At 60.5% G+C, this 22,987-nt stretch carries 23 protein-coding genes and 1 pseudogene; 14 read left to right on the top strand and 10 right to left on the bottom strand.

Annotated elements, in window-relative coordinates; translation table 11 throughout:
* Positions 1–51 precede the first annotated feature (51 nt).
* Positions 52–2,247, top strand: a complete 2,196-nt coding sequence (gene ybiO / locus ACOI7D_RS04450) for a mechanosensitive channel protein (RefSeq protein ID WP_060592301.1) — start codon at positions 52–54, stop codon at positions 2,245–2,247.
* On the opposite strand, the gene rlmF is transcribed toward ybiO, so the two are convergent.
* A complete protein-coding gene (rlmF, locus tag ACOI7D_RS04455; RefSeq protein ID WP_060592300.1) occupies positions 2,248–3,162 on the bottom strand; it encodes a 23S rRNA (adenine(1618)-N(6))-methyltransferase RlmF in 915 nt (304 codons plus the stop codon).
* Positions 3,163–3,258: 96 nt separating this feature from the next.
* Here rlmF and ACOI7D_RS04460 point away from each other — a divergent pair, with 96 nt between their 5' ends.
* The 4 genes from ACOI7D_RS04460 to ybiJ all read left to right on the top strand — a co-directional run bounded on the left by ACOI7D_RS04460 (position 3,259) and on the right by ybiJ (position 5,109).
* Entirely contained in the window at positions 3,259–3,873 is a 615-nt protein-coding gene (locus ACOI7D_RS04460; RefSeq protein WP_023288943.1) for a flavin reductase family protein, read from the top strand.
* A gap of 141 nt (positions 3,874–4,014) precedes the next feature.
* Positions 4,015–4,275: a DUF1471 domain-containing protein gene (locus ACOI7D_RS04465; RefSeq protein ID WP_060592463.1), complete on the top strand. Its 261-nt coding sequence runs from the start codon at positions 4,015–4,017 to the stop codon at positions 4,273–4,275.
* 21 nt (positions 4,276–4,296) lie between these two features.
* On the top strand, positions 4,297–4,563 hold the full coding sequence (locus tag ACOI7D_RS04470) for a DksA/TraR family C4-type zinc finger protein (protein ID WP_023288941.1): 267 nt from the start codon (positions 4,297–4,299) through the stop codon (positions 4,561–4,563).
* A gap of 285 nt (positions 4,564–4,848) precedes the next feature.
* Positions 4,849–5,109 carry a DUF1471 family protein YbiJ gene (gene ybiJ / locus ACOI7D_RS04475; RefSeq protein ID WP_004176772.1) on the top strand — a complete coding sequence of 87 codons (261 nt, stop codon included), beginning with the start codon at positions 4,849–4,851 and terminating at the stop codon, positions 5,107–5,109.
* A gap of 109 nt (positions 5,110–5,218) precedes the next feature.
* Here ybiJ and ybiB read toward each other — a convergent pair whose 3' ends face one another.
* From ybiB to rhlE, 3 genes are all read right to left on the bottom strand, one after another.
* The gene (gene ybiB, locus ACOI7D_RS04480) at positions 5,219–6,187 is read right to left on the bottom strand and encodes a DNA-binding protein YbiB (protein ID WP_060592297.1); all 969 of its coding nucleotides are present in this window, start codon (positions 6,185–6,187) and stop codon (positions 5,219–5,221) included.
* Between the two features lie 29 nt (positions 6,188–6,216).
* Positions 6,217–8,373 (bottom strand): ATP-dependent DNA helicase DinG, encoded by a 2,157-nt coding sequence (gene dinG, locus ACOI7D_RS04485; protein ID WP_109546513.1) that lies wholly within the window; start codon positions 8,371–8,373, stop codon positions 6,217–6,219.
* A 192-nt stretch (positions 8,374–8,565) separates the two neighbouring features.
* On the bottom strand, positions 8,566–9,921 hold the full coding sequence (gene rhlE / locus ACOI7D_RS04490; protein WP_060592292.1) for an ATP-dependent RNA helicase RhlE: 1,356 nt from the start codon (positions 9,919–9,921) through the stop codon (positions 8,566–8,568).
* A gap of 280 nt (positions 9,922–10,201) precedes the next feature.
* On the opposite strand from rhlE, the pseudogene ACOI7D_RS04495 reads away from it, so the two are divergent.
* From ACOI7D_RS04495 to ACOI7D_RS04520, 6 genes and pseudogenes are all read left to right on the top strand, one after another.
* Positions 10,202–10,570: pseudogene (locus ACOI7D_RS04495) on the top strand (LysR substrate-binding domain-containing protein); the annotation flags it as partial.
* Between the two features lie 73 nt (positions 10,571–10,643).
* Positions 10,644–11,303, top strand: a complete 660-nt coding sequence (gene cecR, locus ACOI7D_RS04500) for a transcriptional regulator CecR (protein WP_023288932.1) — start codon at positions 10,644–10,646, stop codon at positions 11,301–11,303.
* On the top strand, positions 11,303–12,298 hold the full coding sequence (gene hlyD, locus ACOI7D_RS04505; protein ID WP_023288931.1) for a secretion protein HlyD: 996 nt from the start codon (positions 11,303–11,305) through the stop codon (positions 12,296–12,298). The genes cecR and hlyD overlap by 1 nt, the downstream gene beginning before the upstream one ends.
* On the top strand, positions 12,291–14,030 hold the full coding sequence (locus ACOI7D_RS04510) for an ATP-binding cassette domain-containing protein (RefSeq protein ID WP_060592290.1): 1,740 nt from the start codon (positions 12,291–12,293) through the stop codon (positions 14,028–14,030). The genes hlyD and ACOI7D_RS04510 overlap by 8 nt, the downstream gene beginning before the upstream one ends.
* A complete protein-coding gene (locus ACOI7D_RS04515; RefSeq protein ID WP_060592287.1) occupies positions 14,020–15,153 on the top strand; it encodes an ABC transporter permease in 1,134 nt (377 codons plus the stop codon). The genes ACOI7D_RS04510 and ACOI7D_RS04515 overlap by 11 nt, the downstream gene beginning before the upstream one ends.
* 129 nt (positions 15,154–15,282) lie before the next feature.
* Positions 15,283–16,389: an ABC transporter permease gene (locus ACOI7D_RS04520; protein WP_023288928.1), complete on the top strand. Its 1,107-nt coding sequence runs from the start codon at positions 15,283–15,285 to the stop codon at positions 16,387–16,389.
* Here ACOI7D_RS04520 and ACOI7D_RS04525 read toward each other — a convergent pair.
* The gene (locus tag ACOI7D_RS04525) at positions 16,351–16,761 is read right to left on the bottom strand and encodes a YbhQ family protein (RefSeq protein WP_012542390.1); all 411 of its coding nucleotides are present in this window, start codon (positions 16,759–16,761) and stop codon (positions 16,351–16,353) included. The two genes, ACOI7D_RS04520 and ACOI7D_RS04525, sit on opposite strands and share 39 nt — an antisense overlap.
* A 131-nt stretch (positions 16,762–16,892) precedes the next feature.
* On the opposite strand from ACOI7D_RS04525, the gene ACOI7D_RS04530 reads away from it, so the two are divergent.
* From ACOI7D_RS04530 to ACOI7D_RS04540, 3 genes are read left to right on the top strand one after another with little or no spacing between them, the layout of a single operon-like run.
* Positions 16,893–17,654 (top strand): endonuclease/exonuclease/phosphatase family protein, encoded by a 762-nt coding sequence (locus ACOI7D_RS04530; protein ID WP_023288927.1) that lies wholly within the window; start codon positions 16,893–16,895, stop codon positions 17,652–17,654.
* Positions 17,651–18,895, top strand: coding sequence for a cardiolipin synthase ClsB (gene clsB / locus ACOI7D_RS04535; RefSeq protein WP_023288926.1), 1,245 nt, complete (start codon positions 17,651–17,653; stop codon positions 18,893–18,895). Before ACOI7D_RS04530 ends, clsB begins: the two co-directional genes overlap by 4 nt.
* Positions 18,892–19,857 (top strand): lysylphosphatidylglycerol synthase domain-containing protein, encoded by a 966-nt coding sequence (locus ACOI7D_RS04540; protein WP_023288925.1) that lies wholly within the window; start codon positions 18,892–18,894, stop codon positions 19,855–19,857. The genes clsB and ACOI7D_RS04540 overlap by 4 nt, the downstream gene beginning before the upstream one ends.
* 671 nt (positions 19,858–20,528) lie before the next feature.
* Here ACOI7D_RS04540 and ACOI7D_RS04545 read toward each other — a convergent pair.
* From ACOI7D_RS04545 to moaB, 5 genes are read right to left on the bottom strand one after another with little or no spacing between them, the layout of a single operon-like run.
* Positions 20,529–21,233: a Bax inhibitor-1 family protein gene (locus tag ACOI7D_RS04545; protein WP_032455204.1), complete on the bottom strand. Its 705-nt coding sequence runs from the start codon at positions 21,231–21,233 to the stop codon at positions 20,529–20,531.
* A gap of 45 nt (positions 21,234–21,278) precedes the next feature.
* Complete coding sequence (gene moaE, locus ACOI7D_RS04550) at positions 21,279–21,731, bottom strand: molybdopterin synthase catalytic subunit MoaE (RefSeq protein WP_023288923.1); 453 nt, start codon at positions 21,729–21,731, stop codon at positions 21,279–21,281.
* Between the two features lies 1 nt (position 21,732).
* A complete protein-coding gene (moaD, locus tag ACOI7D_RS04555) occupies positions 21,733–21,981 on the bottom strand; it encodes a molybdopterin synthase sulfur carrier subunit (RefSeq protein ID WP_023288922.1) in 249 nt (82 codons plus the stop codon).
* Positions 21,974–22,462 carry a cyclic pyranopterin monophosphate synthase MoaC gene (gene moaC / locus ACOI7D_RS04560; RefSeq protein ID WP_004886142.1) on the bottom strand — a complete coding sequence of 163 codons (489 nt, stop codon included), beginning with the start codon at positions 22,460–22,462 and terminating at the stop codon, positions 21,974–21,976. The genes moaD and moaC overlap by 8 nt, the downstream gene beginning before the upstream one ends.
* Before the next feature lie 3 nt (positions 22,463–22,465).
* Positions 22,466–22,978, bottom strand: coding sequence for a molybdenum cofactor biosynthesis protein B (moaB, locus tag ACOI7D_RS04565; RefSeq protein ID WP_023288921.1), 513 nt, complete (start codon positions 22,976–22,978; stop codon positions 22,466–22,468).
* Positions 22,979–22,987 lie beyond the last annotated feature (9 nt).

A 22,987-nucleotide genomic window follows, 5' to 3' on the forward strand; every position in this document is an offset into this window, starting at 1 on the left:
TTCCGCCATCGGCTTCTATACTTACCCGTTTACGTTGCAACGGAGGTGCCCATGCCGTGGATCCTGCTTTTGCTCGCTGCGCTGTTTACTCCCCCGCTTTCCGCCGCCGCCCTGCCCGGCGTGCCGACCGCTAATGCCGATAAAACCAGCGCCAGCGAACCCGATGTAGAACAGAAAAGAGCGGCCTATGCCGCACTGGCCGACGTGCTGGCCAACGACTCCGCCCGCCAGGAGCTCATTGACCAGCTGCGTAAAGCGGCCGCCACGCCGCCGCCCGACAGCACCCCGACGCTGACGCCGCCGGCGGTGAAAGAAGAGACCACGGTGCTGGAGAACGTCACGCAGATCAGCCGGGAATATGGCGATGAGTTCTCATCGCGCTTCTCCCAGCTGTGGCGCAATATTACCGGCTCGCCGCATAAGCCCTTTAATCCGCAAACCTTTACCAGCGCCGCCTGGCATTTTTTACTGCTGGCCGGGCTGGTGTTTGCCTTCTGGTGGCTGGTACGCCTCGCGGCGCTGCCGCTGTATCGTAAAATGGGCGAATGGGGACGGCATAAAAACCGCGATCGCGGAAACTGGCTCCAGCTGCCGTTGACCATCGCCGGGGCGTTTATCATCGATCTGCTGCTGCTGGCGCTGACCCTGTTTATCGGTCAGCTGTTGAGCGATCGCCTGAATGGCGACAACCCTACTATCGCCTTCCAGCAGAGCCTTTTCCTCAACGCCTTCGCGCTGATCGAATTCTTTAAAGCCATCCTGCGGCTCATTTTCTGCCCGCGCATCCCGGCGCTCAGGCCCTTTAACCTCAGCGACGAGGCCGCCTCCTACTGGAGCCTGCGCCTGAGCGCCCTCAGCAGCCTGATCGGCTACGGCCTGATCGTCGCGGTGCCGATTATCTCCAACCAGGTGAATGTTCAGGTCGGCGCGCTGGCTAACGTCGTCATCATGCTGTGCATTACGCTGTGGGCGCTGTATCTGATTTTCCATAACAAAGCGGTGATTACGCAGGGACTGATCCATCTGGCTGACCGCTCGCTCTCCTTCTTTAGCCTGTTTATCCGCGCCTTCGCTCTGATCTGGCACTGGCTGGCCTGCGCCTACTTTGTGGTGCTCTTTTTCTTTTCCCTGTTCGACCCAGGCAACAGCCTGAAATTTATGATGGGCGCCACCCTGCGCAGCCTGGCGATCATCGGCGGCGCGGCGCTGGTGTCCGGCATTCTGTCGCGCTGGATAGCCAAAACCATCACCCTCTCCCCTGCCACTCAGCGCAACTATCCTGAGCTGCAAAAGCGGCTGAACGGCTGGATCTCCGCGTCGCTGAAGGCAGCGCGTATTCTCACCGTCTGCGTCGCCATCATGCTGCTCGTGAGCGCCTGGGGGCTGTTTGATTTCCGCGAATGGCTGCACAACGATGCCGGGCAAAAAACGGTGGATGTGCTGATCCGTATCGCCCTTATCCTCTTCTTCTCCGCTATCGGCTGGACGGTGCTGGCCAGCCTGATCGAAAACCGGCTGGCCTCGGATATCCATGGCCGCCCGCTGCCCAGCGCACGGGCCAGGACGCTGCTGACGCTGTTTCGCAACGCGCTGGCGGTGGTGATCAGCACCATCACGGTGATGATTTTGCTCTCGGAGATTGGGGTCAATATCGCGCCGCTGCTGGCCGGCGCCGGGGCGTTGGGGCTGGCCATCTCGTTTGGCGCGCAAACCCTGGTCAAAGACATTATCACCGGCATTTTTATCCAGTTTGAGAACGGGATGAATACCGGCGACCTGGTCACCATCGGTCCTTTGACCGGCACGGTGGAACGGATGTCGATTCGCTCAGTGGGGGTGCGCCAGGATACCGGCGCTTATCACATTATCCCCTGGTCCTCGATCACCACCTTTGCCAACTTCGTGCGCGGCATTGGCTCGGTGGTGGCCAACTATGACGTCGACCGCCATGAGGATCTGGATAAAGCCAGTCAGGCGCTGAAGGCGGCGGTGGACGATCTGCTGGACCAGGAGGAGATCCGCGGCCTGATCATTGGCGAACCGTCGTTCGCCGGGCTGGTGGGGCTGAGCAATACCGCCTTTACGCTGCGCGTCAGCTTCACCACCCTGCCGCTGAAGCAGTGGACGGTGCGTTTTGCCCTCGACACCCAGGTGAAAAAGCACTTCGACCGCGCCGGGGTTCGCGCCCCGGTACAAACCTGGCAGCAGCTGCCGATGCCGGGCGCCGACGGCCCGGCCGCGGAGTAGTTAGAACGGACGGCGGCGTTTGGCGTCGTCCATAAAGCTCCAGGCGATAAAGCGGCTCTGCTTTTGCCCCTGGGCCATCTCTTTTTTCACCACTTTCACTGCCCCGACCTCGGTCAGCAGGCGGTAGAGCGGCGGCAGATTGTCGCCGCGCGACACCAGCGAGGTAAACCATTTCACCTGGCGGGCGAAGGCCTGACTTTCGCGGATCATCTTCGAGATAAAGGCCACTTCGCCCCCTTCGCACCACAGCTCCTGCTGCTGACCGCCAAAGTTAAGCCCGCTGTCGGCGCCGAGTCCGAGATTGCGGCGCTTGCGCTCACCGCCCGCCCGGGCGCTCTCTGCGGAGTCATGGAACGGCGGATTACACAGCGTGGCGTCATAGGTCTCGTTTTTGTGGATCACGCCGTGGAAGATAGCCTGGCTCTCTTTTTGCCGACGCAGACGGATCTGCCGGGTCAATCCCGGGTTGCCATTGACAATCGCCTGCGCGCTGGCGAAGGCTTCCGGGCTGATTTCGCTGCCGGTAAAGCGCCAGCCGTACTCGTGAACGCCGATCAGGGGATAAATGAGGTTGGCGCCGGTGCCAATATCGAGGATCGTGGCTTGCTTCGGCACTTCGCCGCTGTCCCCGGCCAGCAGATCCGCCAGATGATGAATATAATCGGCCCGCCCGGGCACCGGCGGACAGAGAAAACCATCAGGAATGTCCCAGTGTTTGACCGCGTAGAAATGCGCCAGCAGCGCTTTATTCAACGCCTTTACCGCCTGCGGATTGGCAAAATCAATGGTCTGCTCACCCAGCGGATTGAGCGTAATGTATCCCTGCAGGTCAGGATGCGCCTGGCAGAGCGCGGGCAGGTCGTAGCGTTGATGGTGGCGGTTACGCGGGTGTAACCCCGGTTTCTGGGCTTTCATGACAATCTCCTTTGAACAGCCGCGTAAGATACCCGTTGACGGCCGCTCGGTAAATAAGGGAGTCTGGATATCTCCTTTATCCGTGACAGGTGCAGCATGTACTTTTATCAACCTTCGCAGGGCCACGGCCTGCCGCATGACCCGCTCAACGCAATAATCGGGCCTCGCCCGATAGGCTGGATCGCCTCGCAGGACGCCGAGGGCCAGCGTAATCTGGCGCCATACAGCTTTTTTAACTGTTTTAACTATCGCCCGCCGATCATTGGTTTCGCCAGCAGCGGCTGGAAAGACAGCGTGCGAAATATCGTCGAAACGAAGGAGTTCGTCTGGAACCTGGCGACGCGCCCGCTGGCCGCCGCGATGAACGAAACCTCCGCCTCGATCCCGCACCATGAGGATGAATTCGTGCGCGCCGGACTCACCGCCGCCGCCAGCCGCCTGGTCAAGGCCCCCCGGGTGGCGGAGAGCCCGGTGAACTTTGAGTGCCGCCTGTCGCAATGTATTCAGCTCACCACCGCCGACGGCAACCTTGTCGATACATGGCTGGTGCTCGGCGAAGTGGTCGCCGTGCATATCGATGAATCACTGCTGGAGAACGGCATCTATCAAACCGCCCGCGCTCAGCCGATCCTGCGTGCCGGGGGGCCGAGCGCCTATTACAGTATTGATGACAGCCTGCGTTTTGACATGATCCGTCCGGATGCCCGCTAAATAATATCCCTGGCGCGGGGACCGCTACCCTGCGCCGGTTTCGGGCTAAACGCCTTGTTTTTGCATAAAAAATTCCCTTCCGCGCGGTCTGGAAAGGCCTACACTTAAGCTATGTCCCATGCTGTTTATGAGGATATGCTGATGAAAATCACCTCGCTGCTGTTTGCCGCTGCGCTTGCCGCTCAGGCCGACGCGGCCTCTTCCCTGCCGCCGCCCCCCGTACTGCCCTATGGCGGGCCGCTGCGTCCTGTCGGCACCGTCTCCGCCTCCGGCGTCCGCACCCTTGACGACCTGGTGGCCGCCCTCGCGGATAAGGCCCACCGTCGTGGGGCGATAGCCTGGCGGGTCAATGCCGCCAGCAGCGGTAACCGGCTGTACGGTTCAGCTATAATTTATCAATAACCCTTTTAAAGGAGGCAGACAATGGCATCAGGTTGGGCAGGCGACGGCGCCGTACAGGATCAGATCGACAGCACCATTGACGATGCGGTGGCTCGCGCCCGCCGCGAGCTTCCGCACGGCGAAAGCAACAAATTTTGTGATGAATGCGGAGAGCCGATTCCGGAGGCGCGCCGACAGGCGATACCCGGGGTGAGATACTGCGTGAAGTGCCAGCAGGAGAAAGATTTACATAACAATACATTTTCAGGATATAATCGCCGTGGTTCCAAGGATAGCCAGCTACGCTGACTTTCCTTTACCGTTCATGACAGCCTTTCGCATTATCTTTTCGCGCACACTTTTTGGCGATAAATGTCGCAATATGTGCCCTTAAGCGTGCCGGTCCCCCTCGCTCCGCCATCAGACGAAAAGAATCAGAAATAATTTATTAATAATCAGTAAATTATTAATCATTCAAAAAATTAGATGAAGACTGTGAATTTCCTTCGATTTTATCTCCCGCAAAAAAGCGTGATACTTATCACATCGACGGAACATCGTCCCCTGAACAGAACAACCTGCGAGAGATTAACTATGAAAAACATCAAATATGCTGCCGCTGCCATCGCTCTGACCGCCCTTTCCTTCGGCGCCTTTGCCGCCGAGCCGGTTACCCCCGCTCAGGCTGAAAGCATGAATAAGATCGGCGTGGTGTCTGCGCAAGGCGCAACCACGTTAGATGGTCTGGAAGCGAAACTGGCTGCTAAAGCCGAAGCCGCTGGCGCAACCGGCTATAGCATCACTTCCGCTAACACCAACAACAAACTGAGCGGTACCGCGGTTATCTATAAATAATCGCAGCTCAACCCTGTAAGCCACTGAATTAACCCTGAAAAGACCTTTAATACCCTTGCCTTGCCCGTCCGAGCCACCGGACGGGCTTTTTTTTATCCTGCCGATCCGATCACCAGCAGTCGTTGACGCGGCTGAGCCCCTGCTCCAGGGTTGAGACCTCCCCGGAGGCCAGCAGACAGCAGGCAAGCTGGATCTTCAGCGAGTGGGGTACCGGTTCGACGCCGGCGACGCAGCGTTCGATCCAGCGCGCGGTCACGTCGGGATCTTTCGAGGCCGGCAGAATGACTTCCTCCGCCGCGGCCTCGGTCTGACGGTCGCACAGCGCCCGCACGCCCTGGTCATCGATCAGGCTGATCTGCGGGCAGCGTTGCGGGTTGGCGTACACTTCGCCTTCGGTACCATGCATCAGCAGCGCGCGGCCACCGGTCTCGCGAAAGAAGCCCGCCACCCTGGGAACATATTCCGGATGCGATACGCTGGAGAGACGTAACGCCTCCCCTTCGCCAAACGGCGTGGCCAGTTTGGCCAACGTATGGGCGCTGTTGCGCACGCCCATCCGCCAGCGCATCGCCAGCTGTTTCTCCAGCGGCGGGCAGAAGGCGCCCACCGGGATATATACCGGTTCATGCCCCTCCAGCTGCGCCTGAGCCTGGCCGGCATGCCGGGTAGCCGGAATGTCCAGCAGGGTAAAAATGGTCTCGGTCAGCACCCGGGTCGGATCGTGACTGACGCCGTGAACCACGACCGGAAACCCCAGCTTGTGCAGGAGCATCGCCAGCAGCGGCGTCAGGTTCGCCTGCTTGCGCGCGCCGTTGTAGCTGGGGATAACGATCGGCATCGGCTTGCCTGCCGGCGGGGTCAGGCGCAGAGTATGCTGCTGCATCGCGGCGTAAAAGCCTTTCATCTCCGCTTCGCCTTCGCCTTTGATGCGCAGGGCGATTAATATTCCCCCCAGCTCCAGCTCCGGCACCTCGCCGTTCAGCATCCGCGCGTAGAGCGCACGGGCGGTCTCTTCATCCAGGTCGCGGGCATGATTCTTACCGCGGCCCACCTCTTTTATAATTTTGCTGTACTCCATGGCTCCCCCTGTTGCGTCACGCGCCGGCGTCAACGACGTTTACGGCCTGTCTGTTTTGCTGTCTGTTTTGCTTTACGTTTTACTATAACCTCCGGGACGCCCGGCTGCTCTATGGGAAAAACAGGCAACGCGTTCAGTAGACGCGCGCCGTAGTTTTTGGTCAACAGACGCTTATCGTAAATCACCACCTCTCCCCAGCAGTGATGGCTACGGATCAGACGCCCCACCTGCTGAATAAGATTAAAGGAGGCGCTGGGCAAACTCTGTACCTCGAAGGGATAACGATTGAGGCTTTTCAGCCATTCGCCTTCGGTGATCACTACCGGGCTGTCGATGGGCGGAAAGGCGATTTTATGGATATGCACCTGGCTTAACAGATCGCCTTTTAAATCGAGACCTTCGGCGAAGGACTGCAGGCCCACCAGCACGCTGCGCTCGCCGCTTTCCACCCGTTTGCGATGCAGCTCCACCAGCCGGTAGCGCGGCTGGTCGCCCTGCACCAGCAGCATCAGGCGCAGATCGGTCACATGCTCCAGGAAGCGATTCATCGCTCGCCCGCTGGCGAACAGCACCAGCATCCCGAGATGTTTCTTGCTCTCCACCTGCTGGCGAAAATAGGCCGCCATCTCGGCGATGTGCTGCTCTTCGTTATCCATCAGCGGTTCATAGCGCATTTGAGGAATAATAATTTTCCCCTGCTCTACGTGGTTGAACGGCGAATCCAGCGCCACGAAGCGGTCGCCCGCTTTCTCCTTCAGGCCGCTCATCTCCTGCAGGCGCGAGAAGCTGTTTAGAGAGCGCAGCGTCGCTGACGTCACCACGATATGCGGCACGCTGCGCCACAGCAGTCGTTCAAGCTGATCGCTGACGCGGATGCCGACGCAGTGGAACCAGATGTGGATCTGGCCGTCGCGCACCACCCGCGTCGCCCATTTGGTCACCGGCGCGCCAGAGGACTGCGCCATCGACGCCAGACGCCACAGCTTGCTTTGGCTTTCAAACATGCCGAGGGCGCGGTTCATCTGCAGCAGCACCCGATGCAGGCGCACCACGTCATGGCTGCCGGTCTTTTCGCTGAGATCGTTAAGGAACAGCTCCGCCAGCCCGCGCAGCGTCTCGGTGAGCTTCGCCAGCCGCTGGCAGATCTCCATCACCTCCTGCGGCAGTTCGCCCATCGGGAAGCGATGCTCCGCGTCCTGACCGGCGGGCATATAGAGATTGAGAATATTATTCAACGACGCAATCAGCTCGAACAGCTCTTCGCAATGGCCGGCGAGCCGCTCCGCATTGGCCAGCGGCGGCGTGGTTTTCGGGCGGAACTGCTCCATGCAGGTAGCCACCAGCTTGCAGAACAGATCCAGCTGCAGGCGAAACCAGGGGGCGGTGATCTCGGCGCTCATCTCCAGCGCATCGCGGGCGACGTCCGGCAGATGATGGCCTTCGTCGAGGACCAGCAGCAGGTTTTTCGGCTCCGGCAGCACCGCCTCGCTCTCCATCGCCGCCATCACCAGCGCATGGTTGGCCACCACCACTTCCGCCTCCTGAATTTCCCGCCGCGCCACAAAGAACGGACACTCCCGATAGTAGTGGCAGTTGCGGTTCAGGCAGCTGGCCTTATCGGTGCTCAACCGGCTCCACAGCCCATCGTCGATGGCTTTGTCGGTATGGTCGCGCAGGCCGTCCCAGCGGTAGCTGTCGAGATCCTGCTTCAGCGTCGCGCACAGCTTCTGCTCGGCCTGGTTGTTCGGGGTGAGATCGTCGTCGAGGAAGGCCAGCAGATCCTGCTGCGTCGGCTCGGTGCTGGCCAGCGCCGTCAGATTGCGCGGGCAGACGTAGCGTCCGCGACCGAAGGCGGCGGTGAAGCGCAGGTCGGGGATAATCTTGCGCAGCAGCGGCAGGTCTTTACTGTAGATTTGATCCTGCAGGGCGACGTTGGCGGTGCTGACCACCAGCGTTTTTTGTTCCTCACGGGCGATGGCAATGCCGGGGATCAGATATGACAGCGTTTTACCAACGCCGGTCGGCGCTTCGATAGCCAGATGCCGGCCCTCATCCCCGGCGAGGGTTTTCGCCACATCAGCGATCATCTGCCGCTGCGGGGGGCGGGGAATAAAGTCCGGGATCTGTTCCTGAAGCGCCTTATACCAGGCGGCGATTTGCGCTTTCAGCGCAGCGGTCAAAGCCATGAGAAAACCTGAATACTGTATAAACAGCCACTATTGTGCCATTTTTGCCCGCCCGGAGGTATTGCTTTCTGCTCAGTGTGGAAGCGTGCTCGACAAATAGTGTAATGGAAAGAAAAAGGCCCGCCGCCGCGTAGCGGACAGACGGGCCTGAGCCGTGCTTAACCGCATGCTCGCGGTCCGGGCATCAGCCTGTTATTCGCCAGCCGGTTTACGCGGGCGACGGCGGCGCGGCGGTTTACCGTCCTGAGTGCGCGCTTTCGGCGCCTCGCCGTCCTGACGACGCGGGGCGCTGCTCTGGCTGCGCGGCTGTCCGCTGCGCCCCTGGCCCTGGCCGCCGCGTCCCTGACCCTGACCACGACCGCCGCCGCGCTGCTGGCGACCGTTCTGGATAGGTTCGGCTTTAATAGACGGATCCGGCTCATAGCCGGCAATCGCGATGCGCGGGATCTCTTTCTTCAGCAGGCGCTCGATATCGCGCAGCAGCTTGTGCTCATCCACGCACACCAGCGACAAGGCTTCGCCGGTGGCCGTGGCGCGACCGGTACGGCCGATACGGTGGACATAATCTTCCGGCACGTTCGGCAGCTCGTAGTTCACCACGTGCGGCAGCTCTTCGATATCCAGACCGCGGGCGGCGATATCGGTCGCCACCAGCACGCGAATGCCGCCGGATTTAAAGTCGGCCAGCGCGCGGGTACGCGCCCCCTGGCTCTTGTTGCCATGGATCGCCGCGCTGCGGATGCCGTCTTTGTTGAGCTGCTCCGCGAGATGGTTGGCGCCATGCTTGGTGCGGGTAAAGACCAGCACCTGCTGCCAGTTGCCTTCGCCGATAAGCTGCGACAGCAGCTCGCGCTTACGGTTTTTGTCAACAAAATGGACGTGCTGGGTGATCTGCTCGGAGGCCGTGTTGCGACGCGCCACTTCCACTTCCAGCGGGTTGTGCAGCAGTTTCTCAGCCAGGCCTTTGATCTCGTCGGAGAAGGTCGCCGAGAACAGCAGGTTCTGCCGACGCGGCGGCAGTTTAGCCAGTACGCGGCGGATGTCATGGATAAAGCCCATATCCAGCATGCGGTCCGCTTCATCCAGTACGAGGATTTCCACTTTATCGAGGCTGACGGCGTTCTGGTGTTCCAGGTCCAGCAGACGGCCCGGGGTGGCGACGAGGATATCGACGCCGCCGCGCAGCTTCATCATCTGCGGGTTGATGCTCACGCCGCCGAACACCACCAGCGAGCGAACATTCAGATATTTGCTGTAATCCCGCACGTTCTCGCCCACCTGCGCCGCCAGCTCGCGGGTCGGGGTCAGGATCAGCGCGCGCACCGGGCGACGACCCTTCGCGTGCGGCTCGTTCTGGATCAGGCGCTGCAGCAGCGGCAGAGTAAAGCCCGCCGTTTTACCGGTGCCGGTTTGGGCGCTGGCCATCAGGTCGCGGCCCTGCAGTACCGCCGGGATCGCCTGCTGCTGGATAGGGGTCGGCTCAACGTAGCCCTGCTCAGCGACAGCGCGCAGGATATCGGGATTCAGGCCAAGGGAATCAAAAGACATAACAACTCCGAACCGCCCCGGCCCGGTGAAGGGCGTAGTTTTCAGGGAGATTATTGCGATAAGAGATGGCAAAAACCACAATGCCATGAAGGGGCGCAGTCTAGCAGATTTTGTGACAGGCCGCATAAAATCTGCAAAAGAATGCCGCCCCTGGCTGGCGGGGGGAAGAAGGCCGCTGAGGGCGCTCAGCGGCCAGGCGGATCGCCGCAGCGCGGTTAACGCAGACGATACTTAATTTTTTCAACGATCTTCGCGGTGGAGAGGCCGTAGCGATCGTGGAATTCGCGCCCCGGAAGATCTGCTGGCCTGCGATCTGATCCATTCCGACAGCACCTTAATTAACTGGAGCAACTGGCTGTCGTGGCACAAGGTCCGCGGCTGGCACAAAAACTTTATCTTTAATTTCGACCGGTCGTACATGAGCATCGAGGCGGCCCGGATGGGGATGGGGGTGATCCTGGAAAGCAATCTGCTGGCCGGCGGCCACGTGCGTCAGGGGCAGCTGACGTCGGTGTTTGCCGACGAGCGGAGTATGCCGGTCGGCGCGCACCACTTCGTCCTTCCCCACGCCAATGAACAGAAGGAAAAGGTCCAGCGCTTCTTCGCCTGGGTCGCCGGGGAGCTACAGGAAGACGGTTTTCATATTTAGTCCAGGCTGGTGGACAAACCGCCAGTCGGCGCCTAAAGTTAATCAATCGATTGATTAATTTTTTCAGAGCGCGATGACCAGCAAAGGCGAACAGGCAAAAAGCCAGCTTATCGCGGCCGCTATCGCCCAGTTTGGCGAGTACGGCCAGCATGCCACCACCCGCGATATCGCCGCCCAGGCCGGGCAGAATATCGCGGCTATCACCTACTATTTTGGCTCGAAAGACGACCTGTATCTCGCCTGCGGCCAGTGGATCGCCGATTTTATCGGTGACAATTTTCGCCCGCACGCCGAAGCGGCGGAGGCCCTGCTCGCCGGAGAGTCGCCGGATCGCCAGGCGATCCGCGCCCTCATCCTCAGCGCCTGCCATAACATGATTCTGCTGCTGACCCAGGATGATACGGTCAACTTGAGCAAATTTATTTCCCGGGAACAGCTGGCGCCCACCGCCGCGTACCATCTGATCCACCAGCAGGTGATCGCCCCCCTGCACCACTATCTCACCCGGCTGATCGCCGCCTGGACGGGTCGCGATGCCGGTGATACGCAAATGATCCTCCATACCCACGCCCTGCTGGGCGAGGTGCTCGCTTTCCGTCTCGGGCGTGAAACCATCCTGCTGCGCACCGGCTGGACGCAGTTTGACGCGCAAAAAACCGAACAGATTTTTGAGGTCATTACCTGTCATATCGATTTCATTCTGCATGGGTTATCGCAAAGGAGTTTGGGCTGATGAAAAAACCCGTCGTCGTCATTCTGCTGATCGTGATTCTTCTCGCCGCGCTGGGCGGCGGCTGGTGGTGGTACCAGAGCAGCCGGCAGCAGCCGCTGACTCTGTATGGCAATGTCGATATCCGCACCGTCAATATGAGCTTCCGCGTCGGCGGCAGACTGGCCTCGCTGACCGTCGACGAAGGCGACAGCATCCGCGCCGGGCAAACCCTCGGCGAGCTTGACCGTGCCCCCTATGAAAACGCCCTGCTGCAGGCGCAGGCCAACGTCTCCACCGCCCAGGCGCAGTATGACCTAATGATGGCCGGCTACCGCTCGGAAGAGATTGCCCAGGCCGCGGCGGCAGTGAATCAGGCGCAGGCCGCTTACGACTACGCGCAAAACTTTTATCAGCGCCAGCTGGGTTTACGCGCCAGCAGCGCCATTTCCGCCAACGATCTGGAGAACGCCCGCTCCTCGCGCGACCAGGCGCAGGCAACGCTGAAGTCAGCGCAGGATAAACTGCGTCAATACCGCGCCGGCAATCGTCCGCAGGAGATAGCCCAGGCCAAAGCCAGCCTCGAACAGGCGCAGGCGGCGCTGGCCCAGGCTAAACTGGACCTGCACGATACCGTGCTGACCGCCCCTTCCGACGGCACGCTGATGACCCGCGCCGTCGAGCCCGGCACCATGCTCAACGCCGGCGGCACCGTGCTAACCCTCTCCCTGACCCATCCAGTATGGGTCCGCGCCTACGTTGACGAGAAAAACCTCGGCCAGGCGCAGCCGGGACAAGCAGTGCTGCTCTATACCGACAGCCGGCCGGATAAGCCCTATCACGGCAAAATCGGCTTTGTCTCGCCGAGCGCTGAGTTCACGCCGAAGACTGTCGAGACGCCGGACCTGCGCACCGATCTGGTCTACCGTCTGCGCATCGTGGTAACCGACGCCGACGGCGCGCTGCGCCAGGGGATGCCGGTGACCGTCTCCTTTGACAACGGGAACGGACATGAGTGAGGCCGTCATCGCCTTAAACGGCCTGAGCCGCCGTTTCCCCGGGATGGACAGGCCAGCGGTGGCCCCGCTGACCTGTACGATCCGCGCCGGCTACGTCACGGGACTGGTAGGCCCCGACGGCGCAGGGAAAACCACCCTCATGCGGATGCTCGCCGGGTTGCTTAAGCCTGATGAGGGCAGCGCCAGGGTGATTGGCTTTGATCCGCTAAAAGACGACAGCGCTCTGCACGCGGTGCTCGGCTATATGCCGCAGAAGTTCGGCCTGTATGAAGATCTGACGGTGATGGAAAACCTCACCCTGTACGCCGATCTGCGCAGCGTCACCGGCGAGGCGCGGAAGAAAATTTTCGACCGCCTGCTGGAATTCACCGCCCTTGGCCCGTTCACCGGGCGGCTGGCGGGCAAGCTCTCCGGCGGCATGAAGCAAAAGCTGGGGCTCGCCTGTACCCTGGTGGGTGACCCGAAGGTGCTGCTGCTGGATGAGCCCGGCGTCGGCGTCGATCCGATCTCCCGCCGCGAGCTATGGCAGATGGTGCACGAGCTGGCCGGCGACGGCATGCTGATCCTGTGGAGCACCTCTTATCTCGATGAAGCCGAGCAGTGTCGCGATGTGCTGCTGATGAACGAAGGCAAACTGCTCTATCAAGGAGAGCCGACGGCCCTGACGCAAACCATGGCCGGGCGCAGCTTTCTGGTCTCCAGCCCGCAGGAGAACAACCGCCGCCTGCTGCAGCGGGCGCTGAAGCTGCCGCAGGTTAGCGACGGCGTGATTCAGGGCAAATCGGTGCGTCTGATCCTGAAAAAGGAGGCGCGCATCGATGAGGTTCAGCAACATGACGATATGCCGTCGCTGCAGGTGACCGACACCGCGCCGCGCTTTGAAGACGCCTTTATCGACCTGCTCGGCGGCGCCGGGACCGCCGAATCGCCGCTGGGGGCGATTATCCATCGCGTTGACGGCAGCAAAGACGAAACGGTGATTGAGGCGCAGTCGCTGACTAAAAAATTTGGCGATTTCGCCGCCACCGACCACGTCGATTTCCAGGTCAAGCGCGGCGAGATCTTCGGCCTGCTCGGCCCCAACGGCGCAGGGAAATCCACCACCTTCAAAATGATGTGCGGCCTGCTGGTGCCCACCTCCGGCAAAGCGCTGGTGCTGGGGATGGATCTCAAGGTCAGCTCCGGCAAAGCGCGTCAGCATCTGGGCTATATGGCGCAAAAATTTTCGCTGTACGGCAACCTCAGCGTCGAGCAGAACCTGCGCTTTTTCTCCGGGGTCTACGGCCTGCGCGGCCGGGCGCAAAATGACAAAATTGCCCGCATGAGCGATGCCTTCGGTCTGAACGGCATCGCCCGCCACGCCGCCGACGAGCTGCCGCTCGGCTATAAGCAGCGGCTGGCGCTGGCCTGTTCCTTGATGCATGAACCCGACATTCTTTTTCTCGACGAACCCACCTCCGGGGTCGATCCCCTCACCCGTCGCGAGTTCTGGCTGCATATCAACAGCATGGTGGATAAAGGGGTGACGGTGATGGTCACCACTCACTTTATGGATGAGGCGGAGTATTGCGACCGCATTGGGCTGGTCTATCACGGCAAGCTTATCGCCAGCGGCACCCCGGACGCGCTGAAGGCCCAGGCGGCGGATGACAACCAGACGGACCCGACCATGGAGCAGGCGTTTATTACTCTGATTAACCGTTGGGATAAGGAGAATGGCCATGAGCAGTAATCTCCTCTCCTGGCGGCGGGTCCGCGCCCTGTGCGTCAAAGAGACCCGGCAGATCGTCCGCGATCCCAGCAGCTGGCTGATTGCGGTGGTGATCCCTCTGCTGCTGCTGTTTATCTTCGGCTACGGCATTAATCTCGACTCCAGCAAGCTGCGGGTGGGGGTTCTGCTGGAGCAGCAGAGCGAAGAGGCGCTGGACTTCGTCCATACCATGACCGGCTCGCCCTATATCGACGCCACCGTCAGTGACAATCGCCAGCGGCTAATTGAGCTGATGCAGGCCGGTCGCATCCGCGCGATGGTGGTTATTCCGGTGGACTTCGACCGCCAGATGGCCCGCCCCGGCGCCACTGCGCCGCTCCAGCTCATCACCGACGGCAGCGAGCCCAATACCGCTAACTTCGCCCAGGGCTACGTGGAGGGTATCTGGCAGATCTGGCAGCAGCAGCGGGCGGAAGACCGCGGCGAGACCTTTGAACCGCTGATCGACATGCAGATGCGCTACTGGTTTAACCCGGCGGCCATCAGCCAGCACTTTATTATCCCCGGGGCGATCACCATTATCATGACCGTGGTCGGCGCCATATTGACCTCGCTGGTGGTGGCCCGCGAATGGGAGCGCGGCACCATGGAGGCGCTGCTGTCGACGGAGATCACCCGCGCTGAACTGCTGCTGTGCAAGCTCATCCCCTACTACTTCCTCGGCATGCTGGCGATGCTGCTGTGTATGCTGGTGTCGGTGTTTATTCTCGGCGTCCCCTATCGCGGTTCGCTGCCGATCCTGTTTGTCATCGCCAGTCTGTTTTTGCTCAGCACCCTGGGCATGGGACTGCTGATCTCGACGATCACCCGCAACCAGTTTAACGCCGCGCAGGTGGCGCTGAACGCCGCCTTTTTACCGTCGATAATGCTGTCCGGGTTTATTTTCCAGATAGACAGCATGCCGGCGGTGATCCGCGCGGTGACCTATGTGATCCCGGCGCGCTATTTCGTCAATACCCTGCAAAGCCTGTTTCTGGCGGGCAATATTCCGGTGGTGCTGCTGGTGAATGTGCTGTTTTTGATTGCTTCGGCGGTGATGTTTATCGGCCTGACGTGGCTGAAAACCAAACGGCGTCTGGATTAGGTTTTGCCCGGTGGCGCTGCGCTGACCGGGCCTACGGTTTAACCAACATCGATTATACGGTTCGCCGATCCCGTGGGCCGGGCGTACGCAGTGCCGCCCGGCGTTGTTGAATGGGCCAAAGGAGCTATTATGTTTCACCGTTTATGGACATTGATCCGCAAAGAGCTGCAGTCGCTGCTGCGCGAACCGCAGACGCGGGCGATTTTAATCATGCCGGTGCTGATTCAGGTGCTGCTGTTTCCCTTTGCCGCGACGCTGGAGGTGACCAACGCCACCATCGCCATCTATAACGAGGACAGCGGTCGCCACGCGGTGGAACTCACTCAGCGCTTTGCCCGCGCCAAAGCCTTTACCCACGTCCTGCTGCTGAAAAGCCCGCAGGCGATCCAGCCGACCATCGATGAACAAAAAGCCCTGCTGGTGGTGCGCTTCCCGGCGGATTTCTCACGCAACCTCGACAACTATCAAACCGCCCCGCTGCAGCTCCTGCTCGACGGGCGCAACTCCAACAGCGCGCAAATCGCCGCCAACTATCTGCAGCAGGTGGTGAAAAATTACCAGCAGGAACTGCTGGAGGACAAAGCGAAGCCGAACAATAGCGAACTGGTGGTGCGCAACTGGTATAACCCGAATCTCGACTACAAGTGGTTCGTGGTGCCGTCGCTCATCGCCATGATCACCACCATCGGGGTGATGATCGTCACCTCGCTGTCGGTGGCCCGCGAGCGCGAGCAGGGCACCCTCGATCAGCTGCTGGTCTCGCCTCTCGCCACCTGGCAAATCTTTGTCGGTAAAGCGGTGCCGGCGCTGATCGTCGCCACCCTGCAGGCGACTATTGTGCTGGCGATTGGTATCTGGGCCTATCAGATCCCGTTTGCCGGCTCGCTGCTGCTGTTCTATTTCACCATGGTGATTTACGGTTTATCGCTGGTGGGCTTTGGCTTATTGATCTCATCGCTGTGCGCCACGCAGCAGCAGGCGTTTATCGGCGTGTTCGTCTTTATGATGCCGGCGATTCTTCTCTCCGGCTACGTTTCACCGGTGGAAAACATGCCGCAGTGGCTGCAGGATCTGACCTGGATAAACCCGATCCGCCACTTTACCGATATCACCAAGCAAATTTATCTGAAGGATGCGAGTCTGGAGATTGTGTGGGGAAGTTTGTGGCCGCTACTGGTCATAGCGGCCACCACCGGCTCAGCGGCGTATGCGATGTTCCGAAGAAAGATTGCGTAATTTTTTATCTTTCGCCAGCAGCGAGACCACCGCCGGGCCTGCCAGTATCACCAGCCCGGCGAGGGCCAGCAGCAGGTTGTTGTGCAGCACGCGCGACAGCAGCCACAGCGCTATCATGGCGGCGCCGAAGTACCAGGTGGTGGTGAGCTCCTCAAGGAAGTCTCCCACATCGCGCCAGCGCGCCTCGTGATGACGCTGCAGAAACAGCATCGCCAGCAGCGTGACGCTGTAGAGGACGCACAGCCCTAATCCGACGCGCACCAGCGCGCCGCTCATCCATCCCATCACCAGCACTGCCACGACCAGTAGATGCAACATAATCTGCCAGCAACTAAGACCTGTTGCGACGCGTACACGTTGTTGCCACTTCATGGCTTCTCTCCTGAAGGATTTTTCTCTGCTACTCAGAGTACCGCACTTTACGGAAAATTCCGTAACACCGCATCTTTTTGTGACGTCTACTACACTATTTTATTCAGGAAAGTGACATTTACTGGAGAATTATGGCTGAGCCAACGTCGGGATTTTCGTTGAACGTGCTGACAATTAACACCCATAAAGGCTTTACGGCGTTTAATCGGCGTTTTATTTTGCCCGAGCTGCGCGAAGCCGTTCGCAGCGTCAGCGCTGACATAGTTTGCCTGCAGGAAGTGATGGGCGCTCACGAAGTTCACCCGCTGCATATCGAAAACTGGCCAGATACGACCCATTACGAATTTCTCGCCGACACCATGTGGAGCGACTACGCCTATGGGCGCAACGCGGTCTATCCGGAAGGTCACCACGGCAATGCCGTGCTGTCGCGCTTCCCGATTGAATACTATGAGAATCGCGATATCTCGGTCGGCAACGGGGAGAAACGCGGCTTGCTGTACTGCCGCATCGTGCCGCCTCAGAGCGGCGTCACGATTCACGTCATTTGCGTCCATCTCGGACTGCGTGCCGACCAGCGGCAGGCGCAGCTGGGGATGTTGACGGAATGGGTCAACACCCTGCCCGCCGGCGAGCCGGTGGTAGTGGCCGGTGATTTTAACGACTGGCGTCAGCAGGCTAACCAGCCGTTAAAAGCCCAGGCGGGGCTGGAAGAGATTTTTACCCGCGCCCGCGGACGCCCGGCGCGCACCTTTCCGGTCAGTTTTCCGCTGCTGCGCCTCGATCGCATTTACGTCAAGAACGCCCACGCCAGCCGCCCGAAGGCGCTGGCCCTCAAACAGTGGCGGCATCTGTCCGATCATGCACCCCTTAGCGTGGAGATTCATTTGTGAAATGTCGTTGGCAGGAAGGCAACCGCATTACGCTACTGGAGAACGGCGACCAGTACTATCCGGCGCTGTTTGCGGCCATCGGTCGCGCCAGCCGGCGGGTGATCCTCGAATCCTTTATCTGGTTTGAAGATGAGGTCGGCCGACAGCTGCACGCGGTTCTGCTGAAGGCCGCCCGCCGCGGCATCCAGGTGGAAGTGCTGCTTGACGGCTACGGCTCGCCGGATCTTAGCGATGAGTTTGTCGGCGAACTGACCGCCGCCGGGGTGATTTTCCGCTATTACGATCCGCGCCCTAAGCTGATGGGAATGCGCACTAACCTGTTCCGTCGCATGCACCGTAAAATCGTGGTGATCGACGACACCACCGCCTTTGTCGGCGGCATTAACTACTCCGCCGAACATATGAGCGACTATGGCCCGGAGGCGAAGCAGGATTACACGGTGCAGGTCGAGGGGCCGGTGGTGCTCGATATTCTGCAGTTCGAACTGGAGAATCTGCCCAACAGCGAAACCGCCCGCCGCTGGTGGCGCCGTCGTCGCCATCAGCCGGAGATCAACCAGACCCCCGGCGAGGCGCAGGCGCTGTTCGTCTGGCGCGATAATCAGGATCACCGCGACGATATCGAACGCCACTACCTGAAGATGCTGACCAGCGCCCGCCGGGAGGTGATAATCGCGAACGCCTATTTTTTCCCCGGCTACCGTCTGCTGCATGCGATGCGCAATGCCGCGCGGCGCGGGGTGCGGGTGAAGCTGATCGTCCAGGGCGAACCGGATATTCCAATTGTGAAATTTGGCGCCCACCTGCTCTATCACTACCTCGTCAAAGGCGGCGTGCAGATCTACGAATATCGCCGCCGTCCGCTGCATGGCAAAGTCGCCCTGGCGGACGACCACTGGGCCACCGTTGGGTCGAGCAACCTGGACCCGCTCAGCCTGTCGCTGAATCTGGAAGCCAATCTGATCATCCACGACCGGGTGTTTAACCAGACGCTGCGCGATAACCTTAACGGGCTTATCGCCCGGGATTGCCAGCGGATCGATAAAGCAATGCTGCCGAAACGCAACTGGTGGCGGCTGGGGGTGAGCGTGATGGCCTTCCACTTTCTGCGCCACTTTCCGGCGTGGGTCGGCTGGCTGCCGGCCCATACTCCGCGGCTGGCCAGGGTCAGCCCGCCGGTGCAGCCGGAGATTGAAACGCAGGATCGCGTCGAGTCACCTACCAGGGATAATCCACTATGAGCAAATCGCACCCGCGCTGGCGGATGGCAAAAAGAGTGCTGACCGTGCTCTTTTTTATCGCCGTGATCGTCCTGCTGGTGATTTACGCGCAGAAGGTCGACTGGCAGGAAGTGTGGAAGGTGATCCGCGGCTACGATCGGCTGGCCTTGTTCAGCGCCATTGCGCTGGTCATCGTCAGCTATCTGATCTACGGCTGCTACGATCTGCTTGGCCGCGCCTGGTGCGGACACAAGCTAGCGAAACGCCAGGTAATGCTGGTGTCGTTTATCTGCTATGCCTTCAACCTGACCCTCAGCACCTGGGTCGGCGGCATCGGCATGCGCTACCGGCTGTACTCCCGGCTGGGGCTGAACAATAGCACCATCACCCGTATTTTTTCCTTAAGCATCACCACCAACTGGCTGGGCTATATCCTGCTCGGTGGGGTGATCTTTACGGCGGATCTGGTGAAGCTGCCGTCGCACTGGTACATCAGCCAGACCACCCTGCGGATTATCGGCGGAGCGATGCTATTTCTCACGCTGTGCTATCTCTTCGGCTGCGCGTTCGCCAAACGCCGTCACCTGACGATCAAAGGCCAGCGGCTGGTGCTGCCCTCCTGGCGATTCGCGCTGCTGCAGATGGGGGTCTCGGCGGCGAACTGGATGGCGATGGGGGCGATCATCTGGCTGCTGTTGGGCAGCGAGATTAACTATTTCCTGGTATTGGGAGTGCTGCTGGTGAGCAGTATCGCCGGGGTGATTATCCACATCCCGGCCGGGATTGGCGTGCTGGAGGCGGTGTTTATCGCCATGCTCTCCGGGGAAGAGATTTCGAAGGGGGCGATCATCGCCGCCCTCCTCGCCTGGCGCGCGCTCTATTATTTCCTGCCGCTGCTGCTGGCGACGGTGGCCTATCTGCTGCTGGAGAGTCGGGCGAAAAAGCTGCGGCAAAAGAACCAGCGCAAGCTGGCCCGCGAGTGAAATCGCCCGGCGGCGCTGCGCTTGCATGGGCCTACGGGGTGTGAGCCTGTGAGGGGGGTCCTCCAGGCCGGGTAAGGCGCAGCCGCCACCCGGAAACATCACGGGTACCGCGCCTGGCGTCTCGCCCGGCGGCGCTGCGCTTGCATGGGCCTGAACGCCAGCCGGACTGTTTCCGGGAGAGGGGAAGCACTGCCGTGGGGTTGTTTATGTTATCGGTGGCTTCAGCGTAGTTTGCGCTCCCGGCTAGTCTTCTGCGCTATGTCTCTTACGGCGCAGGGAGCGCACAGGGGGCGGCCAGTCGCCGCCGCCCCCTGTACCCCCGGGCTCCGGCCAGCAAAATCGCCGCTACGCGGTACCTTCGACTTATCCCTGCAGGCTTCGGGTCGGGCCGAGGCAGCGTCCGTGCAAAACACGGCCCTCAGCCCGCATCCATGCGGGCTGCCCCGGCCTTCCGGGAACGTCTCAGCGATTTTGAGGCCGTCAGCACCGGCAGTTTCAGCAACAATGGTGAATAAATTAACGACAGGTCGTAAGAACGTAGGCCGGGTCAGGCGCAGCCGCCACCCGGCAAAAAAACGGCGCTACAGGGTTGCCTGGAAGGTAATCAATGCTTGCCCGGCCGCCTTACGCTTGCCGGGCGTTCTGAGATGCAACCCCTTGATATAAAGAGGTTAGCGGCGATTGCCCATAATACGCAGCAGCATCAGGAACAGGTTGATGAAATCCAGATACAGCGTTAAGGCGCCGAGGATCGAGTATTTACGCAGCGTGGCGCTGTCGCGGGTATCAATCTGCTCGCCGATATTTTTCAGCTTTTGGGTGTCGTAGGCGGTCAAGCCGACAAACAGCACCACCCCAATGTAGGTCACGGCCCACATCAGCGCCTCGCTCTTCAGCCACAGGTTGACCAGCGACGCCAGTACGATGCCAATCAGCCCCATAAACAGCATGCTGCCGAAGCCGCTCAGATCGCGTTTAGTGGTGTAGCCGTAAAGGCTCATCGCCCCGAACATCCCGCCAGTGACCACAAAGGTGCTGGCGATGGAGGAGTAGGTATAGGCGATAAAAATGCTCGACAGCGTCAGCCCGGTGAGCGCCGAATAGAGCATAAACAGGGTGGTCGCCATCCCGGCGCTCAGCCGCTGTACCATCCCCGACAGCACAAACACCAGCGCCAGCTGGGCGATGATCAGCCCGAAGAAGGTGATTTTGCTCGAAAAGACGAACATCATCACCGCCGGGGTGTTAGCTGCAAACCACGCGATAAACGCCGTCAGCAGCAGGCCAACCGTCATCCAGCCGTACACCTGCGCCATATAAGTCTGCAGGCCGCTGCGGCCCTGCACTATTGAATCGGAACGCGGATATCTGTCCATGACTCTCTCCTGATTAACAAAGTTTCACTCTGTAAGCGTATCACACTACCAGCGCTCTGCCGCCTGGCGATCGCTGTCGCGGGCGTCGACCCAGCGCTCGCCCTCCGGCGTCGCCTCGCGTTTCCAGAACGGCGCGCGGGTTTTCAGGTAGTCCATCATAAACTCGCCGGCGGCGAAGGCGCTGCCGCGGTGGGCGCTGGTGACGCCGACAAACACAATCTCTTCCCCCGGCCACATTTCGCCGATGCGATGGATAATGGTCACCCGGCCCAGCGGCCAGCGCTCGCGCGCCTGGTCGACGATCTCCGCCAGCGATTTCTCGGTCATCCCCGGATAGTGCTCGAGGGTCAGCGCTTTCACGCTATCGCCGAGGTTGTGATTGCGCACTTTGCCGGTGAAGGTGACCACCGCGCCGTCTTCATCGCGTTCGGCCAGCCAGGGATACTCCTCGCCGACGCTAAAGCGCGCCGGGCTAACGACGATACGAGTTTGCGTCATGTCAGCCTCCGGTGACCGGCGGGAAGAACGCCACTTCATCCCCGCTGGCGACAGGATGGTCAAAGGCGGTCAGCGTCTGGTTAACCGCCGCCAGCAGTTTGCCCTCCTCCAGGGCCAGCGCCCAGCGATCGCCGCGAGCGGCAAGCTGCTGACGCACAGCCTCAACGGTGGCCAGGTCGCTGGCGTCGAGAGTCAGCGAATCAGTACCCACCAGCTCGCGCACCTGGGCAAAAAACAGAACCTTAATCATGGCGTTCGTCCACCTTAAAATCGCCGGATTTGCCGCCGCTTTTCGCCAGCAGACGCACCGGGCCAATCACCATATCCTTCTGCACCGCTTTGCACATATCGTAAATGGTCAGCGCGGCAACCGAGGCGGCGGTAAGGGCTTCCATCTCGACGCCGGTTTTGCCGGTCAGGCGGCAGAGCGATTCGATGCGCACCCGGTTATGTTCCGGCTGCGCCTGCAGATTGACTTCCACTTTGCTGAGCATCAGCGGATGGCACAGCGGGATCAGCTCCCAGGTGCGCTTGGCCGCCTGGATCCCGGCGATACGCGCGGTGGCGAAAACGTCGCCTTTATGGTGGCTGCCGTCGATAATCATCGCCAGGGTCGTCGCCTGCATCTCGACATAAGCCTCAGCGCGCGCTTCGCGCACCGTTTCCGCTTTGCCGGAGACATCCACCATATGGGCTTCGCCCGCGGCGTTAATATGGGTCAGTTGTGACATAAATTATTTCTTCAGGTGAGGAATAAAATTACAAGGACGGGTGCGGGCATCCAGCTGCGGGGCAATAATGTTGTCCCACGCGGTGCGGCAGGCTTTCGTCGAGCCCGGCATGGCGAAGATCAGCGTGTGGTTGGCGACGCCGGCCACCGCCCGGGACTGCAGCGTCGAGGTGCCGATCTCTTCGAACGACAGCATGCGGAACACTTCGCCAAAACCTTCCACCTCACGGTCAAACAGCGGCAGCAGCGCTTCCGGCGCCTGGTCCCCTTCGGTGAATCCGGTCCCGCCGGTGATCAGCACCACCTGCACCTCATCGCTGGCGATCCACGCCGATACCTGGGCGCGGATGGCGTAGCGGTTCTCTTTGACTATCGCCTTATCGACGACATGGTGCCCCGCCTCCTGCGCCGCCTCACGCAGCCAGTGGCCGGAAGTGTCGTCCTCTTCGCCGCGACGACTGGAAACGGTAAGAATAGCAATACGGGTCGGAATAAACTCAGCGCTAGCCTGGCTCATCTGAATGCT

Origin of the sequence: Klebsiella sp. C360 (genome assembly GCF_048822415.1) — a bacterium.
Classification (GTDB): Bacteria; Pseudomonadota; Gammaproteobacteria; order Enterobacterales; family Enterobacteriaceae; genus Klebsiella; species Klebsiella quasipneumoniae.